24 protein-coding genes are annotated in these 25,892 nt (G+C 59.4%); 21 read left to right on the top strand and 3 right to left on the bottom strand.

Going from position 1 to position 25,892, the window contains the following annotated elements:
* From E4P01_RS26860 to E4P01_RS26850, 3 genes are all read left to right on the top strand, one after another.
* Positions 1–533 (top strand): ATP-binding cassette domain-containing protein (locus E4P01_RS26860; protein WP_248130175.1); only part of this gene is annotated, 533 nt, incomplete at its 5' end.
* Positions 534–553: 20 nt separating this feature from the next.
* Positions 554–1,519 carry an L-arabinose ABC transporter permease AraH gene (gene araH, locus E4P01_RS26855; RefSeq protein ID WP_216091975.1) on the top strand — a complete coding sequence of 322 codons (966 nt, stop codon included), beginning with the start codon at positions 554–556 and terminating at the stop codon, positions 1,517–1,519.
* 186 nt (positions 1,520–1,705) lie between these two features.
* Positions 1,706–2,509, top strand: a complete 804-nt coding sequence (locus tag E4P01_RS26850; RefSeq protein ID WP_032879879.1) for an IclR family transcriptional regulator — start codon at positions 1,706–1,708, stop codon at positions 2,507–2,509.
* Here E4P01_RS26850 and E4P01_RS26845 read toward each other — a convergent pair whose 3' ends face one another.
* Positions 2,510–3,562, bottom strand: coding sequence for an NAD(P)-dependent alcohol dehydrogenase (locus tag E4P01_RS26845; RefSeq protein WP_078822084.1), 1,053 nt, complete (start codon positions 3,560–3,562; stop codon positions 2,510–2,512).
* A 183-nt stretch (positions 3,563–3,745) separates the two neighbouring features.
* Between E4P01_RS26845 and E4P01_RS26840 the strand changes: the two genes are divergently transcribed.
* On the top strand, positions 3,746–4,639 hold the full coding sequence (locus tag E4P01_RS26840; RefSeq protein WP_005790482.1) for an AraC family transcriptional regulator: 894 nt from the start codon (positions 3,746–3,748) through the stop codon (positions 4,637–4,639).
* 166 nt (positions 4,640–4,805) lie between these two features.
* Entirely contained in the window at positions 4,806–7,193 is a 2,388-nt protein-coding gene (locus tag E4P01_RS26835) for a hypothetical protein (protein WP_216091974.1), read from the top strand.
* Between the two features lie 103 nt (positions 7,194–7,296).
* Here the strand turns inward: E4P01_RS26835 and E4P01_RS26830 are convergent, their stop codons facing one another.
* Entirely contained in the window at positions 7,297–8,961 is a 1,665-nt protein-coding gene (locus E4P01_RS26830; protein WP_032879883.1) for an electron transfer flavoprotein-ubiquinone oxidoreductase, read from the bottom strand.
* A 484-nt stretch (positions 8,962–9,445) separates the two neighbouring features.
* Between E4P01_RS26830 and E4P01_RS26825 the strand changes: the two genes are divergently transcribed.
* The 14 genes from E4P01_RS26825 to E4P01_RS26760 all read left to right on the top strand — a co-directional run bounded on the left by E4P01_RS26825 (position 9,446) and on the right by E4P01_RS26760 (position 21,022).
* Positions 9,446–10,195: an electron transfer flavoprotein subunit beta/FixA family protein gene (locus tag E4P01_RS26825; RefSeq protein ID WP_005790477.1), complete on the top strand. Its 750-nt coding sequence runs from the start codon at positions 9,446–9,448 to the stop codon at positions 10,193–10,195.
* Between the two features lie 2 nt (positions 10,196–10,197).
* Positions 10,198–11,127, top strand: a complete 930-nt coding sequence (locus E4P01_RS26820) for an FAD-binding protein (protein WP_032879884.1) — start codon at positions 10,198–10,200, stop codon at positions 11,125–11,127.
* A 72-nt stretch (positions 11,128–11,199) separates the two neighbouring features.
* A complete protein-coding gene (locus E4P01_RS26815; protein ID WP_078822107.1) occupies positions 11,200–12,015 on the top strand; it encodes a transporter substrate-binding domain-containing protein in 816 nt (271 codons plus the stop codon).
* 9 nt (positions 12,016–12,024) lie between these two features.
* Entirely contained in the window at positions 12,025–12,387 is a 363-nt protein-coding gene (locus tag E4P01_RS26810) for a DUF4398 domain-containing protein (RefSeq protein WP_005790472.1), read from the top strand.
* Positions 12,384–13,196, top strand: coding sequence for an OmpA family protein (locus E4P01_RS26805; protein WP_078822082.1), 813 nt, complete (start codon positions 12,384–12,386; stop codon positions 13,194–13,196). Before E4P01_RS26810 ends, E4P01_RS26805 begins: the two co-directional genes overlap by 4 nt.
* Positions 13,197–13,444: 248 nt before the next feature.
* Positions 13,445–14,884: a PLP-dependent aminotransferase family protein gene (locus E4P01_RS26800; RefSeq protein ID WP_005790467.1), complete on the top strand. Its 1,440-nt coding sequence runs from the start codon at positions 13,445–13,447 to the stop codon at positions 14,882–14,884.
* Positions 14,885–14,977: 93 nt separating this feature from the next.
* Positions 14,978–15,469, top strand: a complete 492-nt coding sequence (locus tag E4P01_RS26795; protein WP_216091973.1) for a translation initiation factor 2 — start codon at positions 14,978–14,980, stop codon at positions 15,467–15,469.
* A 161-nt stretch (positions 15,470–15,630) separates the two neighbouring features.
* Positions 15,631–15,885: a YkgJ family cysteine cluster protein gene (locus tag E4P01_RS26790; RefSeq protein ID WP_005790462.1), complete on the top strand. Its 255-nt coding sequence runs from the start codon at positions 15,631–15,633 to the stop codon at positions 15,883–15,885.
* A 41-nt stretch (positions 15,886–15,926) separates the two neighbouring features.
* Positions 15,927–16,532 carry an START domain-containing protein gene (locus E4P01_RS26785; protein WP_103733605.1) on the top strand — a complete coding sequence of 202 codons (606 nt, stop codon included), beginning with the start codon at positions 15,927–15,929 and terminating at the stop codon, positions 16,530–16,532.
* A gap of 79 nt (positions 16,533–16,611) precedes the next feature.
* Positions 16,612–16,872, top strand: coding sequence for a hypothetical protein (locus E4P01_RS26780; protein WP_005790458.1), 261 nt, complete (start codon positions 16,612–16,614; stop codon positions 16,870–16,872).
* A 213-nt stretch (positions 16,873–17,085) separates the two neighbouring features.
* Positions 17,086–17,427, top strand: coding sequence for a ribonuclease E inhibitor RraB (locus tag E4P01_RS26775; protein WP_005790456.1), 342 nt, complete (start codon positions 17,086–17,088; stop codon positions 17,425–17,427).
* A 436-nt stretch (positions 17,428–17,863) separates the two neighbouring features.
* A complete protein-coding gene (locus E4P01_RS26770) occupies positions 17,864–19,273 on the top strand; it encodes a circularly permuted type 2 ATP-grasp protein (protein WP_005790454.1) in 1,410 nt (469 codons plus the stop codon).
* A 4-nt stretch (positions 19,274–19,277) separates the two neighbouring features.
* Positions 19,278–20,225 carry an alpha-E domain-containing protein gene (locus E4P01_RS26765; protein WP_005790452.1) on the top strand — a complete coding sequence of 316 codons (948 nt, stop codon included), beginning with the start codon at positions 19,278–19,280 and terminating at the stop codon, positions 20,223–20,225.
* Positions 20,222–21,022 (top strand): transglutaminase family protein, encoded by an 801-nt coding sequence (locus E4P01_RS26760; protein WP_005790450.1) that lies wholly within the window; start codon positions 20,222–20,224, stop codon positions 21,020–21,022. Before E4P01_RS26765 ends, E4P01_RS26760 begins: the two co-directional genes overlap by 4 nt.
* A 34-nt stretch (positions 21,023–21,056) precedes the next feature.
* Here the strand turns inward: E4P01_RS26760 and E4P01_RS26755 are convergent, their stop codons facing one another.
* Positions 21,057–21,863: a cytochrome c gene (locus E4P01_RS26755; protein WP_216091972.1), complete on the bottom strand. Its 807-nt coding sequence runs from the start codon at positions 21,861–21,863 to the stop codon at positions 21,057–21,059.
* Positions 21,864–22,514: 651 nt separating this feature from the next.
* Here E4P01_RS26755 and E4P01_RS26750 point away from each other — a divergent pair.
* Both E4P01_RS26750 and E4P01_RS26745 read left to right on the top strand, forming a co-directional pair.
* Positions 22,515–23,720: an acetyl-CoA C-acetyltransferase gene (locus tag E4P01_RS26750; RefSeq protein ID WP_032879889.1), complete on the top strand. Its 1,206-nt coding sequence runs from the start codon at positions 22,515–22,517 to the stop codon at positions 23,718–23,720.
* A gap of 16 nt (positions 23,721–23,736) precedes the next feature.
* Positions 23,737–25,884, top strand: a complete 2,148-nt coding sequence (locus E4P01_RS26745; protein ID WP_216091971.1) for a 3-hydroxyacyl-CoA dehydrogenase NAD-binding domain-containing protein — start codon at positions 23,737–23,739, stop codon at positions 25,882–25,884.
* Positions 25,885–25,892 lie beyond the last annotated feature (8 nt).

Genomic DNA, 25,892 nt, shown 5'->3' with positions numbered 1-25,892 from the left:
CCCGCGACGCCATCGCCGCCGGTATCTTGCTGTGCCCGGAGGATCGCAAAAAGGAAGGCATCATCCCGCTGGGCAGCGTCGCCGAAAACATCAACATCAGTGCCCGGGATGCGCATTCCACCTTTGGCTGGCTGTTGCGCGACGGCTGGGAGAAAGCTAACGCCGACCGGCAGATCCAGGCGATGCGGGTCAAAACCCCGAACGCGGCGCAGAAGATCCTGTACCTCTCCGGCGGCAACCAGCAGAAAGCCATTCTTGGCCGCTGGCTGTCGATGCCGATGAAGGTCCTGCTGCTGGACGAGCCCACCCGCGGTATCGACATCGGCGCCAAGTCGGAGATTTACCAGATCATCCATAACCTGGCGGCCAGCGGCATAGCGGTGATCGTGGTGTCCAGCGACCTGATGGAGGTGATGGGCATTTCCGACCGCATCCTGGTGATGAGCGAAGGCGCCCTGAGCGGTGAACTGCCCCGCGCCCAAGCGGATGAAGCGCGCCTGTTGCAACTGGCGCTCCCGCGTTCGCGGGCTTGAAGAAATGAGAGGGGTTGGCTATGTCTGAAGTTAAAACTGCAAAGGGTTTCTGGCCGGGGTTCAACCAGCGCAAGTTTCTCGACGACTGGGTGATGCTGCTGGCAGCGTTGAGCATTTTTGTACTCAGCGCGGTATTTATCGACAACTTCCTTTCGCCACTGAACATGCGCGGCCTGGGGCTGGCGATATCCACGGTGGGCATCGCCGCGTGCACCATGCTGTTCTGCCTGGCGTCGGGGCACTTCGACTTGTCAGTGGGGTCGGTGATCGCTTGTGCCGGGGTGGTGGCGGGCATCGTGATCCGTGACACCGACAGCGTAGTACTCGGCGTGTCGGCGGCACTGGCCATGGGGCTGGTGGTGGGGCTGATCAACGGCATCGTGATTGCCAAGCTGCGCATCAATGCGTTGATTGCCACCTTGGCGACCATGCAGATCGTGCGCGGCCTGGCGTACATCTTCTCCAACGGCAAGGCAGTGGGGGTGATGAATGAAGATTTCTTCGTATTCGGCAATGGCCAACTGATGGGCGTACCGGTGCCAATCATCATCACTGTGCTGTGTTTCGTGTTCTTCGGTTGGCTGCTCAATTACACCACCTATGGGCGCAACACCATGGCCATTGGTGGTAACCAGGAAGCCGCGCTGCTGGCCGGGGTGAGTGTCGATCGCACCAAGATCATCATCTTTGCCGTGCACGGTTTGATCGGCGCATTGGCCGGGGTGATTCTCGCGTCGCGCATGACCTCGGGCCAGCCGATGATCGGCCAGGGTTTCGAGCTGACGGTGATCTCTGCGTGCGTGCTGGGCGGGGTATCGCTGAGCGGCGGCATCGGCATGATTCGCCATGTGATTGCCGGGGTGCTGATCCTGGCGATCATCGAGAACGCGATGAACCTGAAGAACATCGACACGTTTTACCAGTATGTGATCCGGGGTTCGATCCTGCTGCTGGCGGTCATCATCGACCGCATGAAGCAACGCTAATGTTCGCCCTGTGAAGATTAAACTGTGGGAGCTGGCTTGCCTGCGATAGCGGGCTGTCAGCCAGCCTATCTTTAACTGACCCACCGCCATCGCAGGCAAGCCAGCTCCCACCTTGGATCTCCTGTGTTCAGGAGGGCGGTATTTGCCATAATGCCGCTCGTTTTCGTACTACCACATAGGCCCGATATGCAGGAAAACGCCCACACCCCCGTCAAAGACGCCGCCCCCACCGGTACCCAAACCCTGTTGCGTGGCCTGGGCGTGGTGCACGCGGTGGCGGCTGGTGCGCGGGATCTGAAAGAGATTGCCCGGCGTATCGGCACTACCCGTAGCACCACCCACCGCCTGGCCAGTTGCCTGGTCGAGGAGCGTTACCTGCGCGTGGTGCCGCAGGTTGGTTACCTGCTGGGGCCAAAGTTGATCGAGCTGGGCTTCCAGGCCCGCGAAGAGCTACCGTTGGTAAGCCTGGCGGTACCCTATCTGGACGAGTTGTCGGCGCTCACCGGCGACACCATCCACCTGGCGATCCGTGAATACGACGATGTGCTTTACCTGCACAAGAACCCTGGCCGCAATGGTCCGGAAATGCGCTCGCGGGTCGGCCACCGTATGCCGCTGGCGCGCACCGGTATCGGCAAGGCGTTGTTGCTGGATGATTCGCCGCAGGAGTGGCAGCGCCTGTACCACGCCAGCTTGCCGGCGACGGGCAAAAGCCTGCAATGGCCGCAGCACCCGGAGCAATCCTGGGCGCAGTTCGAACAGCGCATGGGCGAGTATGTAGCGGGCGGGTATGCGTTCGACCTGGAAGACAACGAACCGTCGATCCGCTGTGTGGCCGCACCGGTGCGCGATGCCGGCGGGCGAATTGTCGCCGGCATCAGCATCGCCAGTACCGTGCCCTACATGCCGCTGGAGAAAATGGCCGAGCTGATCCCTGTGATCAAACAGGTCGCAGCCCGGCTGTCAGCGGAGTTGGGCGCCAAAGCCTGATCAGGCTTTGAGGCTCGCCATGTCGATAACGAAGCGGTACTTCACGTCACCGGCGATCATGCGCGTGTAAGCCTCGTTGATCTGGTGGATGTCGAGCATTTCGATGTCGCAGGTGATGTTGTGCTCGGCGCAGAAATCCAGGACTTCCTGGGTTTCGGCAATGCCGCCGATCAGCGAACCGGCCAGCACTTTACGGCCCAGCACCAGTTTCGCGGCGTTGACGGGCGGGTCTACCGGCTCGATCAGGCCGACCAGGATATGCACGCCGTCAAAGCGCAGTACATCGAGGTAGGGGTTCAGGTCGTGCTGCACCGGGATGGTATCGAGCAGGAAGTCGAAGTGCCCGGCAGCGGCCTTCATCTGCTCGGCATCGGTGGACACGATCACATGGTCGGCGCCCTGACGGCGGCCTTCCTCAGCCTTGCTCGCCGAGCGGGTGAACAGCGTCACCTCGGCGCCCATGGCCTTGGCGAACTTGATGCCCATATGGCCCAGGCCGCCCATGCCGAGAATGCCGACTTTGTCGCCGGCTTTCACGCCGTAGTGCTTGAGCGGCGAGTAGGTGGTGATGCCTGCGCACAGGATCGGCGCAGCGCTGGCCAGGTCGAGCTTGGCCGGGATCTTCACCACGAAGTGTTCGCTGACTACGATGCTGTCGGAGTAGCCGCCCATGGTGTTGCTGCCATCCACGCGGTCCGGGGTGGCGTAGGTCATGGTCGGGCCTTCGAGGCAGTATTGCTCAAGGTCTGACTGGCAGGCTTCGCAGTGGCGGCACGAATCCACCATGCAGCCCACGCCAACCAGATCACCGACTTTATGCGCGGTGACGTTGCCGCCGACGGCGGTGACCTTACCGACAATTTCATGGCCCGGCATCAGCGGGTACACGGCAATGCCCCACTCGTTGCGAGCCTGGTGGATATCGGAGTGGCACACGCCGCAGTAGAGGATCTCGATGGCCACGTCATCGACACGCGGGCTGCGGCGTTCAAACGACATAGGGGCGAGGGGAGTGGTGGCCGACTGGGCGGCATAACCGATGGCGGTGTACATGAAGAAACCTCGCAAAAAAGCAATGACAAGTGAGGCGAGCCATTCTGCGTACCGAGCGCACCGGCGGCCATGGCGATTGCTCCGAGTCTCATGCCTATTCGTCCGACACTGCCTCAAGTTTGGATGTATTGGTCGCCAGACCTGCGATGATGCTCTCATCCCTAATTCGCGAAGTTTTTTGCCATGTTGCTGACCCGCCATCTCGATGCCAATGCCACCCTGGTCGCCTTGATTGAGGGCCTTGCATCCCGCGACGGTTTTTCCCCGACTCATCTGCCCGGTGTAAAGGTATTGCGCGCCAGTTGCGATGTGGCGCGTGGGCCACAGATCTACGAGCCGAGCCTGATGTTCGTGGCCCAAGGCAGCAAAGTCGCGTACCTGGGCCCGCGTACCCTGGAGTATGGCGCCGGGCACTATCTGATCCAGGCGATGCCGGTGCCGTTCGAGTGCGAGACTTTTGCCATGGCGCCCGATGCGCCGCTGTATGGCGTGACGGTGGGCATCGACCGGGTGGTGTTGGGCGAGTTGGTGATTGCGATGGGTATGCAGGCCGGGCCGCCGCCTACGGCGCAGACGTTGGAGTCGATGAGTTCGGTGGTGCTCGATGACGTCATGCGTGGATGCGTCGAACGGCTGTTGCAGTGCCTGCACGATCCGCTGGAAAGCCGGATCATGGGCCCGGCGCGGGTGCGCGAATTGTTGTTCACCGCCTTGCGCGGGCCGCAGGCGGATGTGCTGCGTGCATTGGTGGAACAACAGGGGCAGTTTTCGCGCATCGCCACCTCATTGAATCACCTGCATGCCCATTATGCCGAACCGCTGAATATCGAGACGCTGGCCGGGTATGCGCACATGAGTGCGTCGACCTTTCATGAACATTTCAAGCGTTGCACCTTGTTGTCGCCGGTGCAGTACCTCAAGCGCCTGCGACTATTGAAGGCCCAGCAGTTGCTGCTGGTGGAGGGCATGAGCGTGGCGCAGGCGGCGCACAGCGTGGGGTACCAGAGTACGTCGCAGTTCAGTCGCGAATATAAGCGTTACTTTTTGCGTAACCCTGGTGAAGAGCGAGCCGCCTGAGTCTGCCGGGTACGCCTGCCAGATAAGCCTTGCTTGCATGAAGATCGAATAGGGGGGCAATACCTGATAACTGTTTAAGCGCGGTGGCAACGGAACTGCTCTGGCTCGTTATGCACTCACGATTGCACCAGGCGAATTAGCGTCTGGGACCAAGGAGGTAGTGCGCGTGAAAGTTCAGCCCCTCACTCATACGATGCTTATCAGCACTCAGCAATCCGTTTCTGCACTGCCTGCAAACCCTGTAACCGCAGGTGAGGTTAACGGTTCGGCAGGCATGAAAGTGAGTGTTGTCAACAACACTACAGTCGCCCCTGACCCGAGTCACGAACTTGATTTTTCCAAGGGTGTAATTTACGGCTCGCTCGATGTAACACCGCCTACCGCGAGGTATACGTTTGGCGAGCGTGAACGGCGAATCAATGCCTATGCTGGTCGCGTTGTTGCGCAGATCCGGACTATGGAAACTGGCGACGAAGGCCAACGCAATATCAGATTCCAGCACCTGCGTCCGTTCTTGGAACCTGCAGGTTATTTCAGCGGTGGATTGCTGGCGGCGGGGTACGACCCACATCAAAAAATCACGGTGACGTTCCAGTCTTACGTCAAGGAACTCAATGGTGTCTCGCATCTGACTAATCAGGATGAACGCACCTACTTGGCATGGCAAATTGCAGCCGGTGCGTTGAAGCACGATAAAGTGGCGCCGGGGGGCCAGTTGAACGCCCAAGGCATGCATATCAATGCGCAGGCCAAGGAAGTGATCAACGACCTTGAGGCCCTGGGCAGCGTACTTCAACGTCATTGGGAGCAAGAAATAGCCAAGCCGATGCGCGACCCTGAGGGCAAGCTAGCAGAGCGCTCGGGGAAAGCGGACGCCTATGTGCTCAAGGGGACATTGCAAGGTCTGCATGACGACAAGGCTACGTTCAGTCAGCTTACGCCGGCGGGCCAGAAAGCCATCATTCGTACACTTGAGGACAATGGAAACGTCGTTGTTCCAAATATATACGGTTACTCTCTGACCGGTTATGCCTTTGTTCCTTATGTCCATTATCACGGTGATTATGACCATCGACCTGATAAAGGCTTAATGGTCGATTTGAGACGCGGCACTGTCAGTGAATTGCACGGGGATGATGACTTTGCCAAATGGGCTGAAAGAAATCGTGCTCATGTGCAGAACAGTTTCAACGCCCGTGACCGGCAAGGCGGCAAAGACGCGCATTGGCCAAGGGCAGACTATGTTCTGGGGGCGCTTATTCACGGTAATAGCGCCACCTTCCCAGGCAGAAAAAATCTGCTTGCGGATAGGGCCGTACCCGTTCGGGAGACATTCAATTACACCCAATCGAGAGACAGCGATTATTACCTGAAGTTTGGCGATCTGAAGAGCGGCATTGCCTCTCACTTTCAGGCTGTTAACGCAAAAGACGCAAGGTGGGCCGACCAGACTGAGGTCTTTGGTGCGTCGCAGCAGAACTGGAAAGCCGCGAAAGAATTTTGGGGCAATACCTTCGGTTACCTGCCCATCATCGGTAACACCGGCAACATTGTCTTCGGGGTTCATGACGCCGTTGATGGCATGACGCAAAATGATCGAGTAGCCGGCGGTGCCGCAGCGGTGATCTCAGGTCTGCAACTGGCCCATGAAATTGCCATGGCGAAGGCAAATGTAGAGTTGGGAGAACCCTCGTTAACCAATAGCACTGCCGCCCAACACTACCGCTGGGAACTTGACTCACAGACAAACGACCTGCAATTGATGAGAGCGCCCAATGCTGGCGCTTCTTTTCCAGGTATGCGGGAAATCGAGTTAGGTGGCAGACCCTATTACGTCGCCAATGCCCCTGATGCCGGGGACGGCACGCATTACATTTTGCGTGTAGTCGATCCACATGACCCCGACCAGTTGGCCAGTAGCGCCATTGTTGCCAAGCCCGATGCTCAGGGTGTTTGGCGTCGAAGAGGAGTCACGGGCGGTGGGCTGGATGAACTTGAGGGACGATTGAAAGACCCCGTCGGGTTTGGCTCCCGTGCGATGGTGTATGCCGACCCGGACGATGCTGACTATGTGATCAAAGTAACGTTCCCTTTACCGGCTGCCAAGCGCATTGCCGATATGAAAAATGAGGTGGCGTTATTTAACCGATATTATGGAGAACAGCGTGCGACGTTCCTTGGCAGCAATGCTGCTGACACCGTTTCCTATATGCGTATGCCCAAAGTGCCGGGAGAATCGCTTGAGCAACTGATGGCCGGGGATAAAGCCTTGCCAGAGGGCTTATCAGCCAGCGTGTTGAATATGCTGGTCGAATTGGAAAACGCCGGCATTGCTCACAATGATTTGGCCGCAAGGAATATTCTTTACGACGCCAATACTCGCAAGTGTTATCCGGTGGATTTTGGTTCGGCGAAGACGGCAGGGGTTAACCTGGCACAGTCCGATGACCGCTACAGTATTTGGGAGCTGAGGGAGCAGATTCAACCGGATAACCAATCTTTTGAAGAAATGGTCGAATTGTTGGAGTCGTTGAAAACCAATGCCGTCAGTTGAGCCGATCAGCGATTTCAACACCGCTGACAGCGCGTCCACCGGCTGAATCGAAGAAGCCATTGATTCAGCCGGTGCAGCCTGAAGAACCACTATTCGAGCAGCCTTACATATTCGGGTAAGTCGGCCCGCCCGCACCTTCCGGCGTTACCCAGGTAATGTTCTGCGAAGGGTCCTTGATGTCACAAGTCTTGCAGTGCACGCAGTTCTGGGCGTTGATCTGGAAGCGCTTCTCGCCGTCCTCCTTGGTCACCACCTCATACACGCCGGCCGGGCAGTAGCGCTGCGCCGGTTCATCGTAGAGCGGCAGGTTGGTGCCGATCGGGATGCTCGGGTCTTTGAGCTTCAGGTGGCACGGCTGTTCTTCTTCATGGTTGGTACCGGAGATGAACACCGAGCTCAGTTTGTCGAAGCTCAGCTTGCCGTCGGGTTTGGGGTAGGCGATCTTCTGGCTGTCTTTGGCCAGCTTCAGGCAGGCGTAGTCCGGCTTGGTGTCGTGCAGGGTGAAAGGAATCTTGCCGCCGAAAATGTTCTGGTCGAGCCAGTTGAAACCGCCGCCGATGATCGCGCCGAACTTGTGCACGGCCGGGCCGAAATTGCGGCTGGCGAACAGTTCTTCGTACAGCCAGCTGGCTTTGAAGCTGTCGACATACGCGGTCAGTTCATCACCCCCTTCGGATTCGGCAAACAGGCGGTCGGCCACGGCGTCGGCGGCGAGCATGCCGGACTTCATGGCGGTGTGGCTGCCCTTGATCTTGGCGAAGTTCAGGGTGCCGAGGTCGCAACCGATCAGTGCGCCGCCCTTGAAGACCATCTTTGGCAACGAGTTCAACCCGCCTTTGCAGATCGCGCGGGCGCCGTAGCTGACCCGCTTGCCGCCTTCCAGGTATTGGGCCAGCACCGGGTGGTGCTTGAGGCGCTGGAATTCATCGAAGGGCGAAAGGAAGGTATTGCTGTAGGACAGGTCGACGATCAGACCGACCACGACTTGATTGTTTTCCAGGTGATAGAGGAACGAGCCACCGGTGTTCTCGTTACCCATGATGTCCAGCGGCCAACCGGCGGTGTGCACCACCAGGCCTGGCTGGTGCTTGGCTGGATCGATTTCCCAGATTTCCTTGAGGCCGATGCCGTAGTGCTGGGCGTCGGCGTCGCTGTCCAGGTTGAAGCGCTGGATCAGTTGCTTGCCGATGTGTCCACGGCAACCCTCGGCGAACAGAGTGTATTTGCCACGCAGCTCCATACCTGGGGTGTACAGGCCGTCTTTGGGCTTGCCTTCGCGGTCGACGCCGAGGTCGCCAGTGATGATCCCGCGCACCACGCCGTTTTCATCGAACAGGGCTTCCTGGGCGGCGAAGCCTGGGTAGATTTCCACGCCCAGGTTTTCGGCCTGCTGGGCCAGCCAGCGGCACAGGTTGCCCAGGGAAATGATGTAGTTGCCTTCGTTGTGCATGGTCTTGGGCACAAAGAAGTCGGGAACCTTGGTGGAAGTATCGCCGCTGCGCAGTACATAGATGTCATCGCGCACCACCGGGGTGTTGAGCGGGGCGCCGAGCGCTTTCCAGTCCGGGAACAGTTCGTTCAGGGCGCGGGGTTCAAACACGGCACCGGAGAGGATGTGGGCGCCGACTTCGGAGCCTTTCTCGACCACGCAGACGCTGATTTCCTTACCGGCTTCGGCGGCCTTCTGCTTCAGTCGGCAGGCGGCAGACAGGCCAGCCGGGCCGGCGCCGACGATGACCACGTCGAATTCCATGTATTCGCGTTCCACAGGCTATCTCCTACTCAAGGCTCAACAGGCTTTTTTTTCTAATGGGTGGAGGTTCGGTAGCGTCATGCACAACGGCACGACCCACCTGTCTCTCTAGGTGGCGCATTATATATAGACCACTGGCAGCGTCCAATACAAACGTTTGTTTGAATTGCCCGCAGCCTAGGTAAATCAAAGCAACGGGGCTTATGACTGACCATTTTGCCGTATTGACCAGAATAGGCGTTCCGGTCAAGATACGGTCGGTTTCGCGCTTCCCGTAGGCAGACTGCAGGTTTCAAGAGCACGTCCAAAGGTAAGCTGGTGTGCAGTTTACACGCCGCGATAAAGAATGACCTCTCAGTCACCGCTGACGAACGGTCATCATTTTCCCGTGTGCAAGGCCACTGCCGAGGTCTTTGGAGGTGCCCTTGTGTGCCGATGAGCATCAACCGCCAGGTTCGCCTAGGCGACTTTCTTTTCACCGGAGAGTAACGAGGAATCCATGAAGGTTCTTGTAGCTGTCAAACGCGTTGTCGATTACAACGTGAAAGTTCGCGTCAAGGCGGACAATTCCGGCGTCGACCTTGCTAACGTCAAGATGTCGATGAACCCTTTCTGCGAAATCGCTGTGGAAGAAGCCGTACGCCTGAAAGAGAAAGGCGTTGCGACTGAAATCGTCGTGGTGTCCATCGGTCCGACCACTGCCCAAGAGCAGCTGCGTACCGCTCTGGCCCTGGGCGCCGACCGCGCCATTCTGGTGGAGTCCGCTGAAGAACTGACTTCCCTGGCCGTTGCCAAACTGCTCAAGGCCGTTGTCGACAAGGAACAGCCTCAGCTGGTGATCCTGGGCAAACAAGCCATCGACAGCGACAACAACCAGACTGGCCAGATGCTGGCTGCACTGACCGGTTACGGCCAGGGTACCTTTGCTTCGAAAGTCGAAGTGAGTGGCGACAGTGTTGCGGTCACCCGTGAAATCGACGGCGGCGCCCAGACGGTTTCCCTGAAACTGCCGGCCATCGTCACCACCGACCTGCGTTTGAACGAGCCGCGCTATGCGTCCCTGCCAAACATCATGAAAGCCAAGAAGAAGCCGCTTGAATCGGTGACTCCGGATGCTTTGGGCGTTTCCACCGCCTCCACCAACAAGACCATCAAAGTTGAAGCGCCGGCTGCACGCAGCGCGGGCATCAAGGTCAAGTCGGTGGCTGAACTGGTCGAGAAACTGAAAAACGAAGCGAAGGTGATCTGATCATGGCTATCCTCGTAATCGCTGAACACGACAACAAGGTGCTGGCCCCGGCCACCCTGAACACCGTGGCTGCCGCCGCTAAAATCGGTGGTGACATCCACGTACTGGTTGCAGGCCAAGGCGCTGGCGCCGTGGCTGAAGCGGCTGCAAAAATTGCAGGCGTGAGCAAAGTCCTGAACGCTGACAATGCCGCTTACGCGCATCAGTTGCCGGAAAACGTGGCTCCTCTGGTTGCAGAGCTGGGCAAAAGCTACAGCCACATCCTGGCTGCCGCTACTTCCAACGGCAAAAACATCCTGCCACGCGTTGCCGCGCAGCTGGACGTTGACCAGATCTCCGAGATCATTTCGGTAGAAAGTGCTGACACCTTCAAGCGCCCGATCTACGCCGGTAACGCCATCGCTACCGTGCAGTCCAACGCCTCGGTCAAGGTCATCACCGTACGCGCCACCGGTTTCGACCCGGTTGCCGCCGAAGGTGGTTCGGCCGCCGTTGAAGCCGTCTCCGCTGCCCACGACGCGGGTACTTCCAGCTTTGTTGGCGAAGAGCTGGCCAAGTCGGACCGTCCTGAACTGACCGCCGCCAAGATCGTCGTTTCCGGCGGGCGTGGCATGCAGAATGGTGACAACTTCAAACACCTGTACGCCCTGGCCGACAAGCTGGGCGCTGCGGTCGGCGCTTCTCGCGCAGCCGTGGACGCAGGCTTTGTACCCAACGACATGCAGGTCGGCCAGACCGGCAAGATCGTTGCGCCACAGCTGTACATTGCCGTCGGTATTTCCGGTGCGATCCAGCACTTGGCCGGCATGAAAGACTCCAAGGTGATCGTTGCGATCAACAAGGACGAAGAAGCACCGATCTTCCAGGTGGCCGATTACGGCCTGGTGGCGGACTTGTTCGAAGCCGTACCAGAGCTTTCGAAGCTGGTCTAATCCAGCTGCTTCACTTATAAAGAGCCCGGTCTTATGACCGGGTTTTTTTTTACTTATCAGGAGAACCTTGCCATGGAGTTGCGCCCCTGGACTTTACTGCTGGGCCTCACGCTGCTGCCGAGCCTGTCATTCGCCGCCGGCAAATGCGAACGCCTGGTGATCACCGGCAGCCCGGACGCACCGCCCTTGCTGTGGCGCGACCCCCAGGACCCCACGCACCTGATCGGCGCTACCGCCGACGTGTTGCAACAAGTGGGCAAGGACCTTGGGTTGAAAATCGACCTGCTCTACGGCGGCAAACGCTCCCTGGCCTTGGATGAGGCGCGCAGTGGGCGCATGGATATTCTCGCTGATGCTCCACTGAATCTCGGTGAGCTGGACAACTTCGACTACATCCATCCGGCGTTGATGCAGACCGACTACCTGGTCTGGACGCGCAGGGAGTCGCCGCTGGCCTATACCACGGCGGCTGACCTGCACGGCCACAAGGGTGCGGTATCGGAGCGCGCCCGTTTGAGCGCTGAATTCGAAACCTTCGCCGGCCAACAGCTCAGCCTGCAACGCCTGCCGAATCTCACGCCGGCGTTCCAGAAACTGTTACTGGGGGAGGTGGACTACGTGCTGGCGGGACGCTATTCCGGCATGGCCATGGCCCAGACCTTGGGCATGAGTAACGACTTGGTTGCCCATGAGGTGCCTGTCGATCAGCCCGGGTTGTACCTGGCGATTTCCCATAACTCGGCGTGCAATGATCCTTGGCTGCGCGGACAGCTGACCAAAAAGATGACAGAATTGCCCGCGTCCGGTGTCGCGCAAGCCGCGCTGCAGCGCAATCTGGAGCGCTGGAAAGCGCAATTGCAACAACCCGTCGGCACCCCAACAAAGTAGGGATTTACAGTGATTTTTCGACCTCTTTTCGCGGCCCTCGCCGTTGTCGCTCTGGCGGGATGTGCAACCGATCCTGCGCCGAATGAACAAATGCGCCTGACCCAGCAAGCCCTGGAGCAAGCCAACGCGGTCGGGGTCAACGCCGATGAATCGCCCGAACTGAAACTGGCCGAAGAAAAATTCGCCAGGGCCAAGTCCAACATGGCCGACCAATCCTACAAGCGCGCGCGTATGCGGGCCGAGCAGGCCGAGCTGGATGCGCGCCTGGCCGAGGCAAAAGTGCTGACCGCCAAGAGCCAGGAACAATTGAACGTGCTTAATACCCGTATCACTCGCCTGCGCAAGCAACTGCAATTGGGAGACGCGCAATGAGCCCGATGATCCGTGGTTTGAGCTGTGCGTTGCTCTTGGGCAGTGCGGCACTGGGCGGATGCGCCAGCCAGCCCAGCAGCGAGCAGGCATTGCAGCAGGCGAGCGATGACTTCCAGAAGGTCAAGGAAGACTCCAATGTGCTGCGCTTTGCGCCCAAGGATGTGATCCGCGCCGGCGAGTCCCTGGCCCGTGCCGATCGCCTGTCCAGCTACTGGGGGAGCGGCTCCGACGTGGTGCATTACGCCTACCTGAGCCAGCGCTACAGTGCCATCGCCCGCGAACACACCGAGCAGGGCCTCAATGCCGAGCGCGGCACCCAGCTCGAGTTGGAGCGTCAGCGCCTGCAACTGGCCCTGCGCGAAAACAAGCTGGCCAGTGTGCAGCAGCAGGGCAAGTGGGTTGAAGCGCAGATCGCCAGCCTCACCACCCAGACCGACCGAGGCCTGGTGATGACCCTGGGGGATGTGTTGTTCGATACCGGCGAAGCCGAACTGCAAAACTCGGCCAGCCGCACCGTGCTCAAGATCGTGCAGTTTCTGCAACTGAACCCCAAGCGTCGGGTGCGTATCGAGGGCTATACCGACAACACCGGGGGCGAGCAGGAGAACCACAAACTGTCTCGTGACCGCGCCCAATCGGTGGCAGACCTGTTGATGGACCTGGGTGTCGACGACAAGCGTATCGAAGTCCAGGGTTACGGTGATCAATACCCGGTGGAAGCCAATGCCTCCGAGCGTGGCCGCGCGCAGAACCGCCGGGTGGAAATCGTGTTCTCTGACGAGAAGGGCCAACTGGGTGCCGCTCGCTAAAGTCTGACGCAATTGCATGTGGGAGGGGGCTTGCTCCCGATAGTGGTAGTTCAGTTGCAACATCTTCGACTGATACACCGTCATCGGGAGCAAGCCCCCTCCCACATTTGTCACGCGTACTCCCTCACAGTTTTTGCTGTCACTACGGTTCGCGCTCGATTATTGTGTTAACTGTCCCCGTACACTTCTAAACTGTGCTGGTATGTTTCACACAAAAATAAAATAGCCGTGAAATCGAGTGCTGCGTCATGACCAATCTGTTGCTTTACCAACGTATTGCCCAGCAACTGGCTGAGGATATCCGGCGCGGTGTCTACCAACCGGGAGAGCGCGTGCCCTCTGTGCGCAAGATGAGCTCCCAGCTCAATGTGAGCCATGCCACGGTGTTGCAGGCCTACGCCAACCTGGAAGACCAGGGGTTGATTCGGGCGCGGCCGCAATCGGGTTATTACGTGCACCAGACCCCGGCACTCACGGCGCCGACGCCAGACATCGCCCGGGTCGAGCGCCCGGGGCTGGTCACCCGCAGCAGCATCATCCAGCAGGTGTTGGTCGAGTCACGCCGTGAAGGCGTATTCCCCCTGGGCGCTGCGGTGCCGAGTGTGGACTACCTGCCGGTACGGGCGCTGCACCAGCAGTTGGCCAAGGTCACGCGGTTCCAGAGCCCACGGGCCTTCAGCTACATGTTCAGCCCCGGCTTCGAACCGTTGCGTCGCCAGGTGGCGATCCGAATGCGCGATGCCGGCGTAGTCGTGGATCCGTCCGAAGTGGTGATCACCCACGGCTGCGTCGATGCGTTGCAGATGTCCTTGCGCGTGCTGACCCGGCCCGGCGACTTGATCGCCGCCGAATCACCGACTTACTACGGCTTGCTGCAACTGGCCGATTTGCTCGGCCTCAAAGTCATCGAGATCCCCAGCGACCCGGCCACAGGCATGAGCCTGGAAGCCCTGCAATTGGCGGCCAACCAATGGTCGATCAAAGCGTTGGTGCTGACCACGCGCCTGAGCAACCCCTTGGGCGGCACCATGCCGGAGGAGCGGCAGAAGCAATTGCTGCGCCTGGCGTCGGATTTCGATATCCAGATCGTCGAGGACGATATCTATGGCGAGCTGATGTTCGAACTGGGCCGCACCAAGGCCCTGAAAGCCTATGACCGTCTTGACCGGGTCATCTATTGTTCGAGTTTTTCCAAGACCTTGTCCCCGGGCGTGCGCATCGGCTGGATGATCGCCGGCAAGTACCAGCAGGAGATTCAGCGCCTGCAAATGTTCAGCACTCACTCCGCCTGCAGCGTCACGCAGATGGGCGTGGCGGCGTACCTGGAAAACGGCGGCTACGACCGTCACCTGCGTTACATTCGCCAGGAATACCGCAAGAACCTCAGCGCCTTCCAGCTGGCGGTACAGCAATATTTCCCCGAAGGCACCCAGATGACCCGTCCGACCGGCGGCTTTATCCTGTGGGTCAGTTTGCCGGGGCGGGTCAATACCCAGGAGCTGCACGTGCGTGCCCTGCAACAGGGCATCAGCATTGCACCAGGGCTGATCTTCAGTAATACCGAACAGTTCAACCACTGTATCCGTCTCAATTGTGGCACCCCGTGGAACCGCGAGGCAGAGCGTGCATTGATGACCCTGGGCATGCTTGCCAGCCAGCTGTGCCAGGAAACTGCAGCAGGCTTTTGAGGGGGGCAGAGGGGACAACATTGATCTGCGCCCTTGTCATGCCACGCACAACAAGCGAGCATATGGCCTTCTGCCGTTAATGCTGTTGGCGATATGACGTCTATTTTCCGCGTAACTTTGGTGATTGGCCTGTTAAGCCTGTGCAACGTCTGCACTGTGCTGGCTGCAACGCCGGTGGCTGACGTTAAACCCGCCGCGAGTGCCGAGCAAAAAACGTCGGTCAAGCAGCCAACGCCCGCAAAAAAAGCCCCAGCCACCGTGAAAAAAGCGGTGAAGACCAAAAAGCGCGCACCTGTGGCGAGCAAGTCCAAGTCGGCCCATGAAGTGGCCCAGACCAAACTGCCACCGGCACAGTTGGACCTGTCCCTGCCTTCGGACATGGTCAGGCACTTGCAGCCGATCGGTACCATGCCCAAACCCAAGAGCGTGCCCTTGCTGCCGCCGATGTTCGGCGAAAAGCCCACCGATAACAGCGCGTTCCAGATCAACGGCCGCTTGCTCAGCAATGAGATGAAGCTGCAACTGCGTAACGATGAGCGTCGCGATGTAGAAGGCGCCGCGCTGGATTTCGAATTCAAGCAATAAACTGTTCAGTCACAGGTGACCCGGGTTGCCGACCATCTGTCGTAGACTGGTCGGTCATCTTTGTTTTGTGCGAAAAACCCCTGTTGGACCATTTTAAAACGGCTGTTTAAGGGCGTACTCTAGCCCGGCCATCCTATTGAGTCGTCGAGGACCTGCTGGTCATGAAATGCCGTGAAGGCTGTGGCGCATGCTGCATCGCCCCCTCCATCAGTTCACCGCTGCCGGGAATGCCCCAGGGCAAACCTGCAGGCGTGCGTTGCCTGCACCTGTCGGTGGAACAACTGTGCCAGCTGTTCGGTCAACCGGAACGTCCGGCGGTGTGCAGTGATTTCAAGGCGGATATCGAGGTCTGCGGTAACGACCAGGCCGATGCGATTCGCTTGATCGGCTGGTGGGAGCAAATGACGGCGGCTTGATGGGCTTTACTATCGGAACTTCAACAACAAGGAATACAACGATGGGTTCGCTGAAACGAATGGCTGTGGTGTGCGGTTTTACGATGATGTTCGCGGCCACTGCCCAGGCTGAGGATTGGCAAGTTGCCAAGGACGAAGACGGCATCAAGATTTCGCTGAGCGAAATGGCCGGCTCCAAGTACAAAGCCTATCGCGGTGTGACGGTAATCAAGGCCCCCGTCGCCAAAATCCAGGCTTTGCAGGAAGACGTCGCGGGGGCCTGCGTGTGGATCCATGAATGCAAATCCCAGAAACTCGTCGACAAGAAAGGCGACGAGGCATGGACCTACACCCAGTTCAAGGCGCCGTTCCCTGTGACGGATCGTGATTCGTATATCCACGTCACCACCACCAAAGCCGCTGACGGCAGCGTTACGCGCAAGCTGGTAGGCGTGCCGACTTACAAGCCTGAAGAAAAAGGCTACGTGCGAGTGGCCCAGGTTGATGGCTTCTGGAAACTGGTGCCCAAAGGTGCCAACGAAACCGAAGTGACCTACCAGGTACACACCGAACCAGGCGGCAGCGTGCCGTCGTGGTTGGCCAACAAGTTCGTGGTGGACGCGCCGTTCAACACCTTGAAAGCCTTGAAGGAACACGCTGAAAAATAAGCGCTGTTGATCAGGTGCCTCCGGGCTTGAGTGGAACGTTTGGCGAGCCCTCAAGGTCCAGATAAATGTAAGCCCACCAATGGGTTTTATCGAGGAGGCACCGATGCCGAAGTGGAATGTTTCTTTCATCAATGACCGCGGCGAGCCGGTAGTCGAGCAATTCGAGTGCGAGCATGAGCCGACGCTGGAAGAAGCCGCACAGATGGTGCGCGTGCGTGTGTCGCCGGTGTTGGAAAAGCTGGACCTTAACGATCTTGCCGATCGTGTTCCCGATCCCACGGTCAAGAGCCTGCATGATCAAAACGGTATCAAAAACCTCAAGGTCGAACCCGCGGCCTGAATATTTCCGTTAGACCCATCCAAGCACCTCTGGTGGAGGTGATAGCTTCGCGCTACTCTGCAATCGAGATCAGCGAATGAATCGCTAAGGTCTGGTCTTGTCAGCTACATGCTTGTTTTCCAGCGGTGTTGTTCCTGCCGTAGTACTCGCGCCAGCAGGGCGCGAGCTTCGGGAAGCACGGAAAGTCTATCCATCATTTGAGGAGCACTTTTCATGAGCACAGCCTATCAAGAAGACATCAGCACCAACGTTCTGCGCCGCATGAAAGAAGGCGGTTTTGATTTTTCGCGTTTTCACCCCATCGAGTTCTACGCCATTTTCCCGGATGAGGAACGGGCGCGCAGGGCTGCGGGTCGATTTCGTGGAGAGTCCCTGAATGCCCAGGTCAGTGCGCGCGATGACGGCGCCTGGTACCTGGAGCTGAGCAAGGTCATGTTCGCCACCTACGACGGTATAGGAGACTTTGAGCAAGACTTTGAAGCGGTGGTCGAACCGCTCGGCGGCATCATCGAAGGATGGGGCGTCAAGCAGGAGGTGCGTGGGTTACCCATGTAGCAAGTGTTATGAGCAGCGCAGCGTATCGGCTGACCTTTGGGTCGGCCGTTTTTGTTTGCAGGGCTGCACATCGCAGTCTTGCGCGCAAAAAAAACCACCCGGATAGGGTGGCGGAAAGGGAACCTTGAGGAGTAAATCAGTACAACAGGTAACACATTACCGATTGCGCAAAAGCGTTGGCTGTAGGACATCTCCTGATCAGCTGATGGAAGCGATTATGTGCGGTGTCCGCCGAGCCGTGAAATCAACTCTGACTATGCTGTTGATAGTCAAAGCGCGCGTTGCAATGAAGCACCCCACATCACAGCGGGCGTTCTGCGCACCAGGACGGTGCGGCGAAGCCGCTTGGTTTATTCAACTCATTGATAACCAAGTGTTTATGTCGATGGCACGGGCCTTGCGAAGGTTCTTGCGTCCCAGTGACAAGGAGTACGGCATGATCCGCACTTATTACGATGAAATGTACGATGGGGCAGGGCAGGTGCGCGCCCATTACCGCGAGTTCGCCCGCTGGCTGGCCGATACCCCTGCCGAACTGCTGGCCCAGCGTCGGCGCGAAGCCGATTTGCTGTTCCACCGCGCCGGCATCACCTTCACCCTCTACGGAGACGAGCAGGGCACCGAGCGCCTGATCCCCTTCGACACCATCCCGCGCAGTATTCCCGCCAGTGAATGGCGGATCGTCGAACGTGGATGTATCCAGCGGGTCAAGGCGTTGAACATGTTCCTCGCCGACCTGTATCACGAACAGCGCATCATCAAGGCCGGTATCGTGCCCGCCGAACAGGTGCTGGCCAACGAGCAATACCAGTTGGCGATGCAGGGGTTGGATCTGCACCGTGATCTGTATTCCCACATTTCTGGGGTAGATCTCGTACGTGATGGCGATGGCACCTACTACGTGCTGGAAGACAACCTGCGCACGCCCAGCGGTGTCAGCTACATGCTTGAAGACCGCAAGATGATGATGCGTCTGTTCCCCGAGTTGTTCGCCGCCCAGCGCATCGCGCCCATCGACCATTACCCCAACCTGCTGCTCGATACCCTCAAAAGCGCCAGCCCTCTGGATAACCCCAGCGTGGTGGTGCTGACCCCGGGGCGCTTCAACAGTGCGTTCTTTGAGCATGCCTTCCTGGCCCGGGAAATGGGTGTGGAACTGGTGGAGGGCGCGGATTTGTTTGTGCGTGATGATCGCGTGTTCATGCGCACCACCGACGGCCCCAAGGCTGTCGATGTGATCTACCGCCGCCTCGACGATGCTTTCCTCGACCCCTTGGCATTCAACCCCGACTCGATGCTCGGTGTCCCTGGCCTGCTTGCGGCCTATCGCTGTGGCAATGTGGTGCTGGCCAATGCCATCGGCACCGGGGTCGCGGACGATAAATCGGTGTATCCGTTCGTGACAGAAATGATCCGTTTCTATCTGGATGAAGAACCGATCCTGCAGAACGTTCCGACTTTTCAATGCCGCAAGCCTGACGAACTGTCCCACGTACTGGCTAATCTGCCCGACCTGGTGGTCAAGGAAACCCAGGGCTCCGGTGGCTACGGCATGTTGGTTGGCCCGGCGTCCACGACGGCCGAAATCGAAGCGTTCCGTGCGCGTATCAAGGCCAAGCCCCACGCCTATATCGCACAGCCGACCCTGTGCTTATCCACCTGCCCGACCTTCGTCGAAAACGGTATCGCGCCCCGGCATATCGACCTGCGCCCGTTCGTGTTGTCCGGCAAGGAAACCCGGGTGGTGCCTGGCGGCCTGACCCGCGTGGCGCTGCGCGAAGGTTCGCTGGTGGTCAACTCGTCCCAGGGCGGCGGCACCAAAGATACCTGGGTGGTCGAGGACTGATGCCATGCTGAGTAGAACTGCCTCGGATTTGTACTGGATGTCTCGCTATCTGGAACGCGCAGAAAACCTCGCGCGTATGCTGGATGTCAGCTATTCGCTGTCGCTGATGCCCCAGGATGGGCGCGGCGATGGCCTGCACGAACTGGCCATGCCGTTGTTGATCACTGGCACGCTGGAGGATTATCACGAGCGTCATGGCGAACTTCATGCCGAACGGCTGCTGCATTTTTTCGCGCTGGATGCGGCCAACCCGGCCAGCATCTACAGCTGCCTTGGCGCCGCGCGGGCCAGCGCCCATGCGGTGCGTGGGCGTATTACCGCCGACATGTGGGAAAACATCAACGCCACCTGGCTGGACATTCGTGACATCGCCCAGCAAGGGCTGAGCCACTACGGTATGAGCCGGTTTTGTGAGTGGGTCAAGGAGCGTTCCCACCTGTTCCGCGGCGCCACCTACGGTACCATCATGCGTAACGATGCTTTCCGCTTTATCCGCCTGGGTACCTTTATCGAGCGCGCCGATAACACCCTGCGCCTGCTGGATGCCCGCTATGAAATGGCCGGCGACCAGGCGGCGGTCAGCGATGGCACCGCTCACGCGTATTACCAGTGGAGCGCATTGCTGCGTGCGCTGTCGTCATTCGAGGCGTACACCGAAATTTATCGTGATGCCCCAGGTGCCCGGCAGGTTGCCGAGCTGCTGCTGTTACGTGCTGATGTCCCGCGTTCACTGCGGGCGTGCAGTGAAGAGATCGACCAGATCCTCGCCAGCCTGCCCGGTCTCAACGGCCGCCCGGCCCAGCGCCTGGCCGCCGAGATGGATGCGCGCCTGCGCTTCACCGCCATCGACGAAATCCTTGAGGAAGGCCTGCACGCCTGGCTGACCGACTTTATCCCCTTGGTCCGCCAGTTGGGCGACGCCATCTACAGTTCCTACCTGGAGGCGGCATGAGACTCTCCATCAGCCACGAAACCACCTACCACTACGAAGACCAGGTACGTGCCAGCATTCAATACCTGCGCCTTACACCCCACGACAGTGAGCGCCAGCACGTGCTCAGCTGGCAACTCGACCTGCCGCGCCCGGTGCGCGCCCAAGTAGACCCCTTCGGCAACATCCTGCATGTGCTGACCCTGGATGAACCCCACGACGCCATCATCATCGGAGCCCGCGGCCAGGTAGAAATTGATGAGTTGCGCGAGGCCGAGCACGAAAGCCAGTCGCCCTTTCCGTTCCTGCGCAGCACGCGCCTCACCGAGCCCGACGAAGCCTTGCGCCGGTTTGCCGAACAACACTGCCATCAGCGTCGCGACCGCACCGCGTTGATCGACCTGATGCAGGCCCTCAACCAAGCGATGATCTACACGCCAGGTGCGACTGCCGTCGATACCTGCGCCGCCCAAGCCTTCGCGGGCGCGGCGGGCGTGTGCCAGGACCACACCCATGCGTTCCTGGCCTGCGCGCGCAGCCTGGGGATTGCTGCGCGGTATGTGTCGGGGTATTTGTACACCGAAGACAGCGCGCACCTGGCCAGCCATGCCTGGGCCGAAGCCTGGCTGGATGGCGCCTGGTACAGCTTTGACGTGACCAACCAACTGGCCCGTCCGGAGCGGCATTTGAAGCTCGCCGTGGGCCTGGACTACCTCGACGCCTGCCCGGTACGCGGTATGCGCCGTGGCGGCGGGCATGAGCAGATGCATGCCAAGGTATTTGTAGCCCCGACCTTGGTTTCCGTGCAGCAGCAATAAACTTCCTGAGCACAGCAGGCCAGATGTGGGAGGCTTAAGGTTGCTGTTTACGCCCCGCCATATGCTGCAAATACCCCACCAGCAAATCCAGCTCGTGGTCTGGCAACACGCTGGCGGCAAACGCCGGCATCTTGGCCTGTGGCCAGTGCCTCAGGCTTTGTGGGTCGCGGATGTAGCGCTTGAGGAAATCGCCACCGAAATACTCGGTCGGGTTATAGGGAATATTCAGGTCCGGCCCCATTTGCGCATCGCCGGCACCATTGAGGCGATGGCAAGCCAGGCAGTTCTTCTGGAATAACGCAAAGCCTTGGTTCACCGGGTCATCCGCCGCCAGCTTCGGGTCGGGCAGCAACGCTGGAAAGCGCTCGGCGACCGTCTGCAATTGCTTGATCGTGGAAATCTGGAAGGGCCATTGTTCCGGGCTGATATGCCCGGCTTGGGGGTTGGTCCACACCAGGTAGAACGGCCCGGCGCTGGGTTTTCCTTGCGCCAGCGCCGGCCACGGATGGGCCGGGTCTTCCACGGCCAGCCAGGCGCGTGCACTGGTTTTTTCTAACAAGGGCGCGGCGGTGAGTTCGGCGGCAAAGCCATCAAGGGCAACGGCTTGCAGGTGGTTCGCAGGCTTCAGGCCCGGCAGGAGTACCGCCAGGGGCACCGCGCGATAGGTCATGTCGCGCTTGTAAGACACGTCGTCGACGATTTGTACGTCCTGCGCCTCGGGGTGCTTGAGCAACTGCGCGGTCTGCCAGGTCTTGCTGGCGTGGTCCAGCTCAATGGTCAATTGCGCAGCCGCAGCGGGTAGGCTCAGCAAAGCAGTAAAAAAAGCGAGGATCAGTTTCAAGGCACAGGCCCGACGATAAATGGCGATAGCGCACAAGATACCCGAAACGCACAGGTAAAAAGACAGCGCCCGCAACGGTAGCGCTAAGCGCAGTATCCCGGCAGGTGCTGCCAAACGCTGCTGGTCCGGTGCTGTGTGAGCACGAAGACCGGGTGCTGGGTCGTCACCCGATAACCTTGGTTAAATTGGGCAAGATCAGAATCAGTGTGGTGGCGAACAGAATAAGTCCCGCCTGACGTACTTTCGAATGTTTGAACATGGCTGACTGCCTATTTGTTGTTATTCCTGAGCGTCAAATGCGTGCCGGTTTATTTCAGTATCGCGAGATGACATTGCACTTTTCTTACAACTGCTCCAGCAAAACCCGGCAGCAGTGTCCTACAGGTTCAACCTTAGAGCGCCCGATCTTCTTCGCTTAGATCCATTTCATATCAGCTAATCAGCATTTGCGCTAAAAACGGCATGAGGCTTATTGCCATCTTGGCGCGAGCCCTAGGGCTAGACAGCTAAAACGATTAATCAGGTAATTCCCGTAGCTACCTACCGTTCGTCCGAGCGAGGGGGTCAAAAGCAATGAGCGCATCCGTCATTGAAACCGTGTCAATCGGGCCTAAGGTAGGGGGCATACACCCACAGCGGTTCGAGGATGTCATGACCCAAGCTTTGATCTTTGATGCGATACGCACGCCCCGGGGCAAAGGCAAGGCCGATGGTGCCTTGCACAGCGTCAAACCGGTAAACCTGGTGGCCGGCTTGCTCACGGCGCTGGCACAACGCAGCGACCTCGACACCCGCCAAGTGGATGACATCGTCCTGGGCTGCGTCACGCCGGTGGGCGACCAGGGCGCCGATATCGCCAAGACCGCCGCCCTGGTGGCGGACTGGGACATCAGCGTCGCCGGCGTCCAGGTCAATCGCTTCTGCGCCTCGGGGCTGGAAGCAGTCAACCTGGGGGCAATGAAAGTGCGTTCCGGCTTCGAAGATCTGGTCGTGGTGGGTGGCGTCGAATCCATGTCCCGCGTGCCCATGGGCAGCGATGGCGGCGCCTGGGTGCTCGACCCGCAAACCAATATGCACAGCCACTTCACCCCTCAAGGTATTGGCGCTGACCTGATTGCCACGCTGGAAGGGTTCACTCGCCAGGATGTGGACAGCTTTGCCCTGCAGTCACAACAGAAGGCCGCCAGGGCGCGGGCGGACGGTTCCTTCAACAAGTCGTTGATCGCGGTGCAGGATCAGAACGGCATCGTGCTGCTGGATCATGACGAATTTATCCGCGGCGACTCCACCCTCGAAGGCTTGGGCAAGCTCAAGCCCAGCTTCGAAATGATGGGCCAGATGGGCTTTGACGCCACCGCGCTGCGGGTCTACAGCCATGTGGAACGCATTGACCATGTGCACACACCGGGCAACAGCTCCGGCATCGTTGATGGCGCGGCATTGATGTTGATCGGCTCCGAGGCCAAGGGGCGCGAGTTGGGCCTGCAACCGCGGGCGCGCATTGTCGCCACGGCAGTCACCAGCACCGACCCGACCATCATGCTCACCGGCCCCGCACCGGCCACCCGCAAGGCGCTGGCCAAGGCTGGCCTGCGGGTAGAAGACATCGACCTGTTCGAAGTCAACGAAGCGTTTGCCTCGGTGGTGCTCAAGTTCATCAAAGACATGGGCATCGACGCCGCACGGGTCAACGTCAACGGCGGTTCCATCGCCATGGGTCACCCATTGGGCGCCACCGGTTGCGCCATCCTCGGCACCCTGCTCGACGAGCTGGAGGTGCGCCAGCAACGCTACGGCCTGGCCACCCTGTGTGTCGGCGGTGGCATGGGAATCGCCACCATCATCGAGCGCCTCTGAGCTCAAGGAATTTGTCATGACCGATGCCATTCGTTACGAAAAAGGCCAGGACCAGATCGTGGTACTGACCCTGGACATGCCCGGCCAGAGCGCCAACACCATGAACGCCGTCTACCGCGAAGCAATGGAGGCCACCGTCACGCGCCTGGAAGCAGAAAAGGACCAGATTGCCGGGGTGGTGATCACCTCGGCCAAGAAGACCTTTTTTGCCGGTGGCGACCTCAATGAACTGATCAAGGTCGACAAGGCCCAAGCCAAGGATTTCCATGACAGCGTACGGGTGCTGAAAGCGCAGTTACGCCGCCTGGAAACCCTCGGCAAGCCGGTGGTGGCCGCGATCAATGGCGCGGCCTTGGGCGGTGGCTGGGAAATTTGCCTGGCCTGCCATCATCGGGTCGCTCTGGACGACAAGTCCGTGCAGTTGGGCCTGCCCGAAGTCACCCTTGGCCTGTTGCCGGGCGGCGGCGGGGTGGTGCGCATGGTGCGGATGCTGGGTCTGGAAAAAGCCCTGCCGTATTTGCTCGAAGGCAAAAAAGTCCGGCCCGCCCAGGCACTGCAAGCAGGCTTGATTGATCAATTGGCGGCTGATCGCGATGAGCTGCTGGCCAAGTCCCGCGCCTGGATTCTCGCCAATCCCGAGGCCAGGCAACCCTGGGACAACAAGGGGTATCAGATCCCTGGCGGCACGCCGTCCAACCCCAAAGTCGCGCAGATGCTCGCCATTGCCCCGTCGATGTTGCGCAGCAAAACCAATGGCTGTTTCCCGGCACCGGAGAAAATCCTCTGCGCCGCCGTTGAAGGTGCCCAAGTGGATTTCGACACCGCACACCTGATCGAAACCCGCTACTTCACCGAACTGGTGACCGGGCAGGTGGCGAAAAACATGATCGGCACCTTCTGGTTTCAGCTTAATGAAATCAATGCCGGCAGCTCACGCCCACAGGGTTTTGCCCCTCACGTCACCCGTAAGGTCGGTGTGCTCGGCGCCGGGATGATGGGTGCGGGCATCGCCTATGTCAGTGCCTGTGCGGGGGTCGAGGTGGTGCTCAAAGACATCAATCTCGCCGCCGCCGAAAAAGGCAAAGCCCATAGCGCTGCCTTGCTGGACAAGAAAGTCAGCCGTGGGCAATTGACCGCCGAACAGCGCGAAGCCACCTTGGCGCGCATTCACCCTACGCAGGATGATGCTGACCTGGCCGGCTGTGACCTGATCATCGAGGCGGTGTTCGAAGACCGCGAACTCAAGGCCAGGGTCTCGGCCGCCGCACAAAGCGTGGTCGGTGCCGATGCGGTGATCGCCTCCAACACTTCCACTTTGCCCATCAGCGGCCTGGCCACGGCGGTGCCGGACCCATCCAGGTTTATCGGCCTGCACTTCTTCAGCCCCGTGGACAAGATGCCCCTGGTGGAAATCATCAAAGGCACCCACACCAGCGATGAGACCCTGGCCCGCGGTTTCGATTTCGTCCTGCAAATCAAGAAAACCCCGATTGTGGTCAACGACAGCCGTGGCTTCTTCACCTCGCGGGTCTTTGGCACCTTCACCAACGAAGGCATTGCCATGCTCGGCGAAGGCGTGGCCGCGCCGATGATCGAGACCGAAGCGCGCAAGGCCGGGATGCCGGTGGGGCCGCTGGCGGTGTCCGATGAAGTGTCCCTCAGCCTGATGAGCCATATCCGACAGCAAACCGCCAAGGATCTGCAGGCCGAAGGCAAGGCACTGCCGAATCATCCGGCGACAGCGGTGATTGATTTGCTGGTGAATGAATACAAGCGCACCGGCAAGGCGGCGGGCGGCGGTTTTTACGATTACCCCGCCGGTGGTCAGAAGCACCTGTGGCCAGAGTTGAAAGCCCGGTTCGAACGGCCCGGCAATCGAATTTCACCCCAGGACGTGCGCGACCGCTTGCTGTTTATCCAGGCCATCGAAACCGTGCGCTGCGTGGAGGAGGGCGTGTTGATGTCCACGGCTGACGCCAACGTCGGTTCGATCTTCGGCATCGGCTTCGCCGCGTGGAGTGGCGGCGCGCTGCAGTTTATCAACCAATACGGGCTGAACGATTTTGTCGCCCGCGCTCGTTATTTGGCCGAAGAGTATGGGGAGCGCTTCTCACCACCGACGTTGTTGCTGGAGAAAGCGGCACAGGGCGAAGTGTTCGGCTGAGCAAAATG

It is taken from the genome of Pseudomonas sp. NCIMB 10586, from assembly GCF_023127895.1.
GTDB lineage: Bacteria > Pseudomonadota > Gammaproteobacteria > Pseudomonadales > Pseudomonadaceae > Aquipseudomonas > Aquipseudomonas synxantha_A.
The sequence above is the reverse complement of the archived record's forward strand: the minus strand, read 5'-3'. Positions and strand labels throughout refer to the sequence as shown.